Below are 13,310 nucleotides of genomic sequence, written 5' to 3'. Positions count from 1 at the left end.
ATGCAAAATTCGACCGTAATCAACGCCCCCGCCCAGACATCCCAGCCGCTTCAGCCACCGCGACTCGGCGAGGAAATCCTGCGCGTCGAGCACGTGAACCGCGGCTTCAACAAGACGCAGGGCGAACTGCTCGTGCTCGACGACGCGAACCTGTCGCTGCGCGAGGGCGAGATCGTCGGGCTGCTCGGCCGTTCGGGCTCGGGCAAGTCCACGCTGCTGCGAATCATCGCCGGGCTGATCGAGCCGACCGGCGGTGAAGTGACTTACCTCGGCAAGCCGCTGACCGGCCCGGCCGAAGGCGTCGCGATGGTGTTCCAGACCTTCGCGCTGTTCCCGTGGCTGACCGTGCTGCAGAACGTGGAAGCCGGGCTGGAAGCGCTCGGTGTCGGCGCGCGCGAGCGGCGCGAGCGCGCGCTCGCCGCGATCGACCTGATCGGTCTGGACGGCTTCGAGAACGCGTATCCGCGCGAGCTGTCGGGCGGCATGCGGCAGCGCGTGGGCTTTGCGCGCGCGCTTGTGGTCGACCCGACGATCCTGCTGATGGACGAGCCGTTCTCGGCCCTCGACGTGCTGACGGCCGAAACGCTGCGCACCGACCTGCTCGACTTGTGGACGCAAGGCCGCATGCCGATCAAGTCGGTGCTGATCGTCACGCACAACATCGAGGAAGCGGTGTTCATGTGCGACCGGATTCTGGTGTTGTCGTCGAATCCGGGCCGCGTGATCGCCGAGATCAAGGTGCCGTTCAAGCATCCGCGCAACCGGCTGGATCCGGATTTCCGCAAGCTCGTCGACGACATCTACGCAAAGATGACGGCACGCCAGACCGGCGAGGCGACGAAGAAGGGCCTCGAGCTCGGCAGCTGGATGCCGCGCGTGTCGACCAACCTGATGGCCGGTTTGATCGAGACGCTCGCGATGGCGCCGTATCACGGCCGCGCCGACATGCCGGAAATCGCGCGCACGCTGCATCTGGAGGTCGACGAACTATTCCCGATCGCGGAAGTGCTGCAGTATCTCGGCTTCGCCGACGTGCGCGAAGGCGACGTGTTCCTGACGCCGCCCGCGCGCGTGTTTGCCGAATTCGGCACGCAGGAGCGCAAGCTGATGTTCGCCGATCATCTGCTGAAGCATGTGCCGCTCGCCGCGCGAATCAGGAAGGTGTTGAACGAGCGCCCGGGCCATCGTGCGCCGCGCGTGCGTTTCGAGCAGGAACTCGAGGATTTCCTGTCGGACGAGGCAGCCGAGGAAACGCTTGACGCGGTGATCGACTGGGGCCGTTACGGCGAAGTCTTTTCGTACAACGACAAGACGGAAGTGTTCAGCCTCGAGGACGTGGAGAACTGATTCGAATGCAGACGACTGGGGTATGCGTTCGGCTCCGGCTCGAACGCGTGCCGCGGTTCGACGCAAGAAGCCGGGGCATTTGCAGCGCGCCTGTCTCTGCTTTTTTCAGAAATCCATGGTTCTCGTGTCTCGGAATCGCAGCCTTGCGCCAATGCGCTGTTGCAAATTGGACACGCCATTTTTGAGATGGACGGGCGCTGCGGTTGCGAGACAAATCGAGAATCGACGGTGAAGCGAAATGTCAATTGGCGCTTCTGAAGGGTGCGAGACAGAGCCGACGAAAGAGACGGGAATATCGTTGCGGGGGCCACGATTATTCCTTTGAAGATGTATTCAAAGTGTCAACCGCTTCGGCTGTTTGGACGCGAGATATTGAGTGGCCTGTTTGATTTGCCGATTTCAGTTGAGTGATGGCCTGAAATCGTCGTGACAATAGTTAAGAAATTTTCCGTAATACTTCAGTTTCGGACACTGTGCGCGTAGGTGTTTCGATAAATTCCGGCGTGAAAGACCAACCATCACGCCGCTAACCAGTGAAGAATCGAGAAACCTCGGCAGCGTTGATTTCGGCGTTGGCGAGTGTTTCCGCGTGGGCGCAAGGCGTGCCGTCGCACGAGACCACGCCTGGCCCGCAAATCCAGCGTCTGCAGCAACAGCAAGTCGAAGCCGCCAGGGCGTTGAATCCTCGTCCGAATGTACTGGCGCCGACGGGCGACAAGCCCTCGGATGCCGGTATCACGAGCCTGCCGGTCGACACACCGTGCTTTCCGATCAAGGAAATTGCACTGGAAGCCAATGCGTTCGGCTGGCTTGCCCGCATGCTGCAGCCGATCGTCGGACAGTGCGTCGGCAAAACGGCGCTCAAGCACATTCAGGACACGGCAAACAACGCATTGATCGAGCGCGGCTATGTGACGTCGCGCGTGCTTGTGCCGGCGCAATCGTTGCAATCGGGAACGTTGATGCTCCGTGTTGTTCCCGGGCGTATCAGCGACATCCGGACGGACAAACCGTCGATCGGCTGGATGCGCGCGGCGCTTCCGGTTTCGCGGGGCGCGTTGCTGAATCAGCGCGACATCGACCAGGGGCTCGAGAACCTGCGTCGTCTGCAATCGCAGGCCGACGCGACATTCGACATCGCTCCCGGCGCGCATCCCGGCGAGTCGGCGCTCGTGCTGCATCCGGGCACCGGCAAACGCTGGCATGCCGTCGTCGGCGCGGACAACGCCGGCATGGATTCCACGGGCAAGTACCAGCTGTCGGGCTCGTTCACGTTCGATTCGCCGCTGCACCTCTACGATCAATTGCAGATCGCCGGCACGACGAACGCGAATATCGGTACGTCCGACAAGGGCAGTCAGTCCGTATCGGCGAACTACAGCGTGCCGATCGGCCATGCGCTGTTGACGCTTGGTGCGAGCCGGTCGCGCTACAAGCAGACCGTCGCGGGATTCAGCGACCCGATCGAGTACAGCGGTGTCCAGTCGCAACTTCAAGCGGGCCTGTCGGGCGTCATCTACCGTAACGCCCATGCACGTACCGAAATCCGCGGCAACCTGTTCCACAAGATCAGCCGCAACGCGATCGACGGCGTCGACGTCCCCGTGCAGCATCGCGACATCATCGGCTACGAGCTCGGTCTGTCGCATCGGCAGTACGTCGGAAGCGCGGTCATCGACGGTTCATTCGCGTGGCGCGCTTCGTTGCCGGGCCTGTCCGGCAACTCGGGCACGGTCGTCGGCGCGCCTGGTTTCGACGGCAAGACGGAAGTCGAACTGGCAAGCCTGAATGCGCAGATTCCTTTCACGATCGGCGATCGGACGTTCTCGTACCAGTTCGGCTGGAACATGCAGAACGCGCGTACGCCGCTGACACCTTCCGACTATTTCACGATCGGCACGCGGTATGCCGTACGCGGCTTCGATCAACAACTGACGCTCGCCGCCGAAAGCGGCTGGGTCGTTTCCAACGAAATCGGCTGGTACATGCCGACACCGATCGGCACACAAGCCGTTTATGGCGGCGTCGATGCCGGGCGCGTGCGGGGGCCTGCCGCGCAGTATCTGCTCGGTGAAACGCTGGTGGGGGCCGTCGTCGGCGTACGCGGCAACCTCGCGCCGAAGAACGTGCTCGGCGCGGCACTGAACTACGACGTATCACTTGGCATGCCATTGTCGAAGCCTCATGGATTCCAGACGAGTTCGCCGACGTTTCTGTTCCAGGTCAGTACGTTGTTCTAATCAGTACGGTTGGGCCGGGCGTCCTGCAAGCAAGTCACGAGAGCCGGCCGCCTCCGAGATGCAGGCCGCAACCGGTCTGAAATGCAATCAATGAAAAATCGATCATGAATTCCGGAATTTTTCGCTTGGTGTTCAGTGCCGTGCGCGGCATGTTGGTGGCAGTCGACGAAAACGCGTCGGCCCGTGCGGGCGGCCAGCGCTCGCGTATACGGCGTGCACGTCGCCCGGCAGCGGAGGATTCCGGGGTCTCGATCTGGTTTGCGGCGCGGGCAACGGCCTTTGCCGCGCTTTGTATGTTCGGCATGCAGCCGCTCGTGGTAAGCGCGCAGGCGACATTGCCGATCACGCCGGATCGTAGCGGCGGAGCGCATCCGGTCGTGGGCGTGTCGACGTCGGGGGTGCCGCTGGTCAACATCACGGCACCGAAGAACGGTGTTTCGTTGAACAGCTTCACGCAGTACAACGTGGGTTCGAAGGGCGTCGTGCTGGTCAACAGCGGGCAAAATTCACAGACCCGGCTTGCCGGTTGGGTGCAAGGCAACCCGTTCCTGGGTAACAACGCCGCTCGCGTGATCGTCAATCAGGTGACGTCGGGCAATCCAAGCCAGTTACTCGGGCCGACGGAAATCGCCGGAAATCGCGCGAATCTCGTGGTCGCCAATCCTGCAGGGATCACCTGCGCGGGCTGCGGTTTCCTGAATGTTCCGCGTGTCACGCTGACGACCGGTGTGCCGACGTTCAATCCCGACGGCACGCTGGCGGGTTTCAATGTGACACAGGGGCAAATCGGTGTCGCTGCCGCAGGGCTCGATGCCCACGGCAGCGCGATCGATCTGATCTCGCGTGCGATGACGATCAACGGTGAGGTCTGGGCGGATTCGATCAACGCCGTGGCCGGCGCGAACCATGTCGACTATGCGAGCGATGCCGTCCGGGCACAGGCGGGCCCGGGCGCGGCGCCGGGTGTGGCGATCGATGTACAGGCACTCGGAAGCATGTTTGCCAACAGTATCCGGATGATTGGCACGGAAGCCGGCGTCGGGGTTCGGGATGCAGGGGCGGTCACGTCGCTCACGGGCGACATACAGGTCTCGAGTAACGGCGACGTGACCATCGTTCCGAGCGCGCGTATCCAGTCCGCGGCCAATACGCGAATCGACGGCGCCGACGTGATTCAGCACGGCACGATTGTCAGTACGCAGGGGACGGATCTGAACGCAGCCCGGGCGCTGTCCAATGCCGGAACGATTTCGTCCGGCGGCAATACGAAGCTCTCGGCGGCCACCTCGCTCGACAACAGCGGACACGTCTATGCGGGTGTGGATGCGGCGGGCGATCTGGTCGGCGGCGGCTCGATCTCGGCACGCGCCGCGAGCGTGACGAACCCTGGCACGCTGGCTGCTGGAGAAAACGTCGATCTGTTTGCGAGCGACGTGACGCTCGACCGCGGAATGGTCAGTGCAGGGAGCGCGATTAATGTTGCGGCTTCCGGCACGCTGTCGAACGTCGGCGGGACAATGAGCGGCCGGAATCTGACGCTGAATGCCGGGCAATTGGTCAACGACTCGGGTGCCATCGGTTCGCGGAATCTGGCGTCCGTGACGGCGCACGCGGTTTCGAACCGGGCAGGGACCTTGGCAGGCGATGTGCTGTCGTTGGATGCGTCCGGCGCGGTCGACAATACACACGGACAGATTGTGGCGCGCACGGTGAAGATTGCCGCAACGGACCTGACGAACATCGCCGGCGAGATCGGTACGTCGACGGGGGCGTTGTCGGTGACTGCAACCGGAAACGTGTCTAACGATAGCGGAAAGATCGCCGCAGGCGACGGCCTCACGCTCGCGGCAAATACGGTGTCGAATGCGCAAGGCCAGATCGGCACGCTGGCTGGCGACGCGTCGCTTGATATCGGGCAGTTGCTCGGGAATGCGAACGGCACGATTGCATCCGCACGCGACCTGTCCGTCCACGCGGCGCAACTCAACAACGCCGACGGAACGATCAGCGCACACGCTGCGCGGATACAGGCAACCGACATCGTCAATACCGACGGGCAGATCGGCACGACCGACGCGTTGACCGTGACGGCAGCCGGTGCGGTATTCAATCGATCCGGTGCCATCGTAGGCGGGAACGGATTTTCGTTGACCGCCGACAATGTCGAGAACGTGTCGGGCAAGCTCGGATCGACGACCGGGGACACGGCGCTGCATGCAACACGCGCGGTGACGAATACTGGCGGCATCGTGAGTGCGGCAGGCGAATTGAACGTGCGCGCCGACACGCTCGACAACGACAACGGTAGCGTTATCGCAAGGGCCAACGCGAAAATCCAGACGGGCGATCTGACCAACGCCGGCGGCGAGATCGGCTCGACGGCCGGCGACTTGTGGCTGACCGCGGCACGTGCCGTATCGAACGACAGCGGAAAACTTGTCGGCGCTTCCGGTGCAACGATAACGACGGGCATGCTGAGCAACCGCGCCGGGCAGATCGGTACGTCTTCGGGCGATACGACGTTGACTGTTTCGCAGGCGATCGACAATACCCACGGCAAGATTGCATCGGCTGGCGCATTGAACGCCCAGGCGCATGTGTTCGACAATTCACAGGGCACGATCTCAGCCGACGCGTCGACATTCGATATTGCAGGTCGACTGACGAATGCCGGCGGCACGATTGGCACGACGCATGATTCGACTATCGCCGCGCAATCGGTGGCGAACCAGGGCGGGACGATCGGCTCCGTGTCGGGCGGCTTGTCGATCCGGACCACGGGCACGACCGACAACACGGACGGGAAACTGCTGGCCTCCAGCGACATGATCCTGACGAATGCGGGGTTGCTGAACACCGGCGGCACAATCGCGGCAACGAACGTCGCACTGGAATCGGGGCAGGGTGCGATCGTCAACGCGCTCGGAACGATGGCGGCCAGCCAGTCGCTGATCAGTCGATCGGCGGGTTTCGATAACCGGTCGGGTCTCGTACAGGCGACCGCGGCCATCGACATCGATACGCGGCGCGAGACGTTCGACAACGGCGTGCTTGCCGGTCAATCCGCACGTGGTCAGGTGCTCGGTGGCGGCGTGGCGCTCACTGCCGGCACGCTGAGCAACGCAGGCGGCGCAGTCTCGTCGAGCGGTGCGGCGACCATCGACGCGACCTCCGTGCTCAACGATGGCGGTGCGATGGTGGCGGACGGCGCACTGACCGTCCGGAGCGCGGGTGCCGTGTCGAACGTGGCGGGCCAGATCGGCGGCAACACCGACGTGCAAATCGCCGGCACGGTGGTCGACAATACGCACGGCGCGATGCATGCAAGCGGCACGCTGTCGGTGAATGCCGACACGATCCTCAATTCCCGGACGGTCGATTCGACGTTGCCGGAAACAGCTGGTGTACCGGGCATGGTCGCCGGCATGGAAGGCGCGAACGTGGCGCTGACGGCTACGCAGACGATCGACAATACTTCCGGCTCGATCCGCGCAGACAAGGATGCCAAGCTGGCCGCGCCGACGATCGACAATACATCGGGCAGCATCCAGTCGAAGGGCGAGGCAGCGTTGATTGCCTCGAACACGTTGATCAACAGCCAAGGCGACGTGAACGGTGGTCGGAAACTGACGGTCTCGACGGGCACGCTCGACAACGACGGCACGCTTCAATCGGCGGGCGACGTCAGCGTGACGACCCAGGGCGACCTGGCCAACAGTGGCCGGATCGTCGCAGGTCACGATCTGGAAACCGTTGTCGGCGGCGTACTCGAAAACAGCGGCACGCTATCGGCCGGCAACGTTGCCGACGTCACTGCCGAGTCCGTCCGGAACCGTGCGTCGGGCGAGATCATCGGTGGCAATGCGACGCATGTTCATGCGGACCAGTCGATAACGAACGAAGGCTTGATCGATGGCGGCGCAACGACAGTGAGTGCCGGTGACACCGTAACGAATGCGGGTGGCCGAATTTATGGCGATGCCGTTTCGGTGGCCGCCAATGCGGTGATCAACGACCGGAACGTTCAGGGCGTCGGCGGTGTGATCGCATCCCGTGGCGACCTCGACATCGGCGCACAGACATTCAAGAATCGGAACGATGCGCTCATCTACGCGAACAACGACATTCGCGTCGGCGGTGCGCTGGATGCGAATCATCGGGCAACCGGCAGCGCGCAGGTCGCGACGAACGACGGCGCGCAGATCGACGCCGGCCGCGACATCACAATTGATGCAAACCGGTTTGAAAATCTGAATTCGAACTTCCAGGTTTCGACGGTCGCGACCGACAGTGGCACACAGCTGTGGTATCAGGTGCCGGGCTCGACCGAGAAGATCGATCCGTCGACTGTGTATCTGTACCAGAAGAACAGCCACGAAATTCATCCGGGAACCGACTACCGATGGGCGCTGGACGACGACCAGAAGTTCATTCTTCTGCCGTCAACCAAATATCCGTTTGCCGAGTACGCGAAGTACACGATGAATGGTGTGGCCGGCAAGATCGACAATACGGCGTATGCAGCAAGCAATTTCGCCAGCGGGGACGTCGCGTCTCAGACCGGCGCGTACCGAACCGTGCCAGCCGACATCTGGGCGACGTTCGGTGTGACGCCGCCGCCGGATGCCAATTCGGCTTGGACGACGACCGGGCCGTTTTGGATGTCACCGGGCGTAGCACTGCTGACCGGTAGACGCAACGTCGGTAGTGACTGGTTTTCCATCAAGGCTCCCACGGAAGCTGATGTAACGGGTGCAAAACCGGATCCGTTCGGTCCGCCGAGCCCGTCATGCGTGACGTCGACCAATGCCGCGTGTGCGCCTTTCCAGCAGTGGTACAAAGCGACCGTTGCCGCCTATCGGGATCTGAACCAGGCAGTGGCCGGCTATAACGCGGACGTGTCGAGTCGGCTCGTCCAGACCTATACCGTCTACACGGTCGATGTGACGTCGACCAAAGACGTGGTAACGGCTTCGCAACCCGGCACGATCACCGCTGGCCGGCACATCACGATCAACGCCATGTCCGGCGTCAACGACAAGAGCCAGATCGTAGCGGGGGACGGCAACAAATCGACGAATGTGCAGAACATCGGTGCGACCGGCACCGAAACGTTCATGGGATCGGGCCATGCCACCTATACCTGGGTCCAGTCGGGCGGCGCCTTCAGTGGTGACGAACGCGCGACCTCGACTACGAACTACTCGCCCGCTATTCCGCCCCAGACGATCGATCTTCCGGTAGTGCTGACCGATCCGAGCAAACCGTCCAATCCAGTCAAGAGCGTGGCGGCAGCGACGTCCGTTGCGCAGGGCGCAAGCGGCACGGGCGTGACGCCGGTGGCGGACAAGGATATCGGCGGCCAATGGTCGGTTGGCTCGGGCGTGTCCGGCGTCGACGCGGGGAAAGTATCGGCCGTGAAGGCGAATGTGGGCGATGTCGTCGTGCGCACGGTGACGCCGAACACGCGCGTGCCGAACAATGCGCTGTATCAGGTCACGCGCGACCCGGGCAGCCACTTCCTCATCGAGACGGACCCGCGCTTTACCGATTACCGGAACTGGCTGTCGAGCGACTCGATGCTCGATGCACTGAAGGTCGATCCGAGCACCGTCAGCAAGCGGATCGGCGATGGCTTCTACGAGCAGCAACTGATTCAGCAACAGATCATGCAGGCGACTGGCCAACGATTCGTCGGCGACTACACCGACAATCAGAGCCAATACAAAGCGCTGATCGCCAGCGGCGTGCAAGCCGGTCAGCAGTTCGGATTGAACGTCGGCACGGCGCTGACGCACGCGCAGATGGCCGCGCTCACGAGCGACATCGTATGGCTCGTCAGCCAGACGGTGACGTTGCCGGATGGCAGCGAGCAGACCGTGCTCGTGCCGCAGGTCTATCTGCGCGCGAACGCGGCGGATGTGACTGGCGAAGGCACGATCGTTTCCGGCAAGAACGTTACCATCGACTCGGATGGCGCGTACAAGAACGCCGGTACGATTGCGAGCCGCGATGTGACGATCATCCGCGCGGATTCGATCGAGAACCGCGGCACGGTCGCGGGCGATACCGTGTCGGCCAGCGCGAAGAAGGATCTGCACAACCTCGGCGGATTGGTCCGGGGCAATGCGGTGGCATTGTCCGCGGGGCGCGATCTCGACCTGACGACCACTACGCGTTCGGCAACCACGAAGAGCGGGAGCGCGACCGGCATCGACCGGGTATCGACGATCAATGCCGGCACGCTGCAGGCAGTCGCGGGTCGCGATCTGAACGCCAATGCGGCCGCCATTGCGACGACCGGGGATGCGGGCCTCGCCGCAGGGAACGACGTGAACCTGAACGCAGTGCGTCAAAGCAGCGAGGACGCGGTCAAGTGGGACGATCGGAACCATGCCGAACATTCCGCATCCGCCGATACCGGAACGCGGATCGCGACGAGCGGCAACCTGTCGATCGTCGCCGGCCATGACGTCAATGCGACGGCAGCGTATGCGAACGCACAGGGCGCGATCGGCGTCAGCGCTGGGCGCGACGTCAACCTGAATGCCGGCGAACAGAGCGCAAGTGCGAACGACGAGCACTATCGCAAGGAAGGCGGTTTCCTTTCGTCGACGTCCACGCACACGATCGATTCGAGCAGCTACACCAAGGCGATCGGCACGACGCTGTCGGGCGACACGGTTGCGGTGCAGGCCGGCAACGATCTGACGGCGAACGCCGCAACGATCGCGGCAACCAACGACGTGAATCTTGCCGCTGGACGTGACCTGACGATCACGACGGCGGACACGGCATCGAGCGAATACCACTACAAGGACGTGAAGAAGTCCGGGCTCGGTAGCGCGGGCGCGGGGATCTCGTATGGCACGAATCAGACGATCGATACCAGCCGCGATACGGTGAAGGGTTCGCAGGGCAGCTTGATCGGCAGCACGGACGGCAGCGTTGCGTTGATGGCTGGCAACGCGCTCCACGTGACGGGTTCCGACATCGTCGCCGGCAAGGATGTGACAGGCATCGCGAAGAACGTGACGATCGACGCATCACAGACGGATCGTCATCACGAAGAAACGCACGAGGTGAAGAGTTCGGGCTTCACGCTCGCGGTGAAGTCGCCGGTGATCGATGCGATCCAGAACGTGAATCAGCAGGTAAAGGGCGCCAGCGAAAGCCAGGACGGCCGCGCGGCAGCGCTGCATGCGATCGCGGCGGCCGGTGGCATGGCCGATCTGGTCGGCGCAACGGGTGCCATGACGAATGCGTTGAATGGTCCGACGGCCAAGCCCGAGGCGAAGGTCGAATTGAGTTTCGGTTCTTCGTACAGCAAGACGACGTTTACCGAGGACAGCACGCAGAACAACGGCAGCAACGTGAAGGCCGGCGGCACGGCGGCGTTCGTCGCGACGGGCGACAGGCACGCCGGGCAAGGTAACGTGACAATCCAGGGATCGGACGTGACCGCGAACGATGTGCTGTTGCAGGCAGCGAACCGGGTCGATCTGATCAACAGCACGGACAATCACAGCACGCGCAGCACGAACGAGTCGAAGAGCGGGAGCGTGGGCGTGTCGTACGGCACGGGCGGGTTCGGCGTATCGGCGGCGATGGCGCGCGCGCACGGCGATGCGAATTCGGACGCGGCGACGCAGAACAACACGCACATCAAAGCGGGCAACACGGCGACGATCGTCAGCGGCGGCGACACCCATATCGTCGGCGCGAACGTCGATGCGCACAAGGTGATCGCGAATGTCGGCGGCAATCTGAATATCGCATCGGTGCAGGATACGAGCCGCAGCGAAGCGCACCAGAGCAGCTCGGGTGGCGGGTTCAGCGTGAGCCAGGGCGGAGCCAGTGCAAGCGTGAGCATGCAGAGCGGGCATGCGAGCGGCAACTATGCGGGCGTGAACGAGCAGTCGGGTATCCAGGCCGGGGATGGCGGCTTCGATGTTACGGTCGCTGGCAATACGGACCTGAAGGGCGCTTATATCGCCAGCACGGCGTCGCCTGACAATAACCAACTGACGACCGGGACGCTGTCGTTCTCGGATATTCAGAACAGCTCGAGTTACGACGCGAGCAGTTTCGGGATCAGCGCGGGTGGCGGCGTCGGCAACGGCGGCAACAACTACGCGACGCACGGTCAGACGAGTGGAAAGAATACGGGCGGTGCGCTACCGCTGTACGTGAGCGAGAGCGACAGCAGCAACGCAACGACCAAGAGCGCGATCAGTGCGGGCAATGTGACGATTACGGATACGGCAAACCAGAAGCAGGACGTGGCAACGCTGAATCGCGACACATCGAATCTGAATGGCACGGTCAGCAAGACGCCGGATCTGCAGCAGGTGTTGAGCAACCAGTCGGATCTGATCAATGCGGCGCAGGCAGCGGCGGAGACGATCGCGAAGCAGATCGGCAGTTACGCGGACAGGAAGCGTGACGACGCGCAGAGGAATGCCGACGGCACGACCGATCCTGTGCTCAAGGCGCAGTATCAACAGCAGGCGGACAGCTGGGCAGAGGGCGGTGGTAATCGTGTCGGACTGCATATCGCTGGCGGTGCGTTGACGGGCGGGCTGACCGGTGGTGGTTTGGGCGCGGTTGGCGGAGGTGCGGGTGCGGGCGTGTCGGCGCAACTGGCACCGCAGTTGAAGGAAATCGCGCAGTCGATCAAGGAGGCGGGGCCGACCGGTAACGAGAATGTTGACGAGTTGCTGGGTAACGTCGCCTCGAATCTGCTGGCTGGCGGAGCCGGTGCAGTGGTTGGGGGCGGGACCGGTGCGTTGACGGGCGCTGCGGTGGATCGATTCAATCGGCAGTTGCATCCAGAAGAGAAGAAGTGGATCAGTGAAAAGGTAGCGGTATACGCGAAGAAATACGGTTTGACGGTGGAGCAGGCACATAACGAGTTGACGACGCAGGCGAATTTGCAAGTACAGAATGGTTCGCCCGGTAGCTGGAACCAACGCGCGTATGACTTCTTGAAGCAGGCGCATGGGATGTTGCCTGCTGACGGCAACAGTGGACCGGGCTATATGTTCTACGCGACGCCGGAGCAGAAGGCGGATATAGGCATGTACTCGCAGTACTACCCGAATGGTGCGGGAATGAATGCGCCGGGCGGACAAACCATTGCGAACTCGGTCAATCGAGAACAAGCAAATAGAAATCAGATGGGTGGCGCAACAATTGCGGTTGCAACAGGTGGCGCCCTAATCGTTGGCGCTCCGATTGCGGCAACAGTTGGCAGTGTTGGATTCGCCACTATTGGTGCGACAACTGGAGGTGGCATGGATGCGGCGGGCCAGTATGCTCAATCCGGTTCGTTCCGCCCGGCTCAATCGGGGTTCGCTGCAGCAACTGGTGCACTGACAGGTCCAATTGGTACTAATGCTGGTTTCATTGGGAATGTACTCTTGGGCGGTGCTGGAGGGATTACAAATGCAATTTTCAATAACAGCTACTACGGCGAGTCAAATAGCCCACTCTACGCTGGAGCTATTGGTTCTCTGTCCGGCGTGGGCGGTTATCTTGCTGGTTTGGCTGCGACACAAGGATTCGCACATATTGCTCGGCCGGTTATTTATCCGAATCTAGATCCAAAGATTCCTGCATTACTACAAGGAGTGAGAAATCCCTTGCCTGGATTTGCTGGTGCTACCGCGGGCTCCGTCGTTCAAGGTGTGTCATTTTTTGTGCCAAATAAGGAGAGGTAAA

Annotated in this window: 3 protein-coding genes; all 3 read left to right on the top strand. The window is 62.3% G+C overall.

All coding sequences use genetic code 11. From position 1 onward, the window contains the following. The gene (locus WS51_RS07135) at positions 1-1,347 is read left to right on the top strand and encodes an ABC transporter ATP-binding protein (RefSeq protein ID WP_059805689.1); all 1,347 of its coding nucleotides are present in this window, start codon (positions 1-3) and stop codon (positions 1,345-1,347) included. A 572-nt stretch (positions 1,348-1,919) separates the two neighbouring features. Beyond that, on the top strand, positions 1,920-3,587 hold the full coding sequence (locus WS51_RS07130) for a ShlB/FhaC/HecB family hemolysin secretion/activation protein (protein ID WP_081333551.1): 1,668 nt from the start codon (positions 1,920-1,922) through the stop codon (positions 3,585-3,587). Positions 3,588-3,691: 104 nt separating this feature from the next. After that, entirely contained in the window at positions 3,692-13,309 is a 9,618-nt protein-coding gene (locus WS51_RS07125; protein ID WP_081333531.1) for a two-partner secretion domain-containing protein, read from the top strand. The last annotated feature ends 1 nt before the right edge of the window (position 13,310 follow it).

The organism is Burkholderia territorii, assembly GCF_001718335.1.
Taxonomy (GTDB): domain Bacteria; phylum Pseudomonadota; class Gammaproteobacteria; order Burkholderiales; family Burkholderiaceae; genus Burkholderia; species Burkholderia territorii.
The sequence above is the reverse complement of the archived record's forward strand: the minus strand, read 5'-3'. Positions and strand labels throughout refer to the sequence as shown.

Excerpts from the sequence above, each read along its gene's own strand:
- WS51_RS07135 (WP_059805689.1), top strand. The coding sequence starts at position 1 with ATGCAAAATTCGACCGTAATCAACGCCCCCGCCCAGACATCCCAGCCG.
- WS51_RS07125 (WP_081333531.1), top strand. The coding sequence starts at position 3,692 with ATGAATTCCGGAATTTTTCGCTTGGTGTTCAGTGCCGTGCGCGGCATG.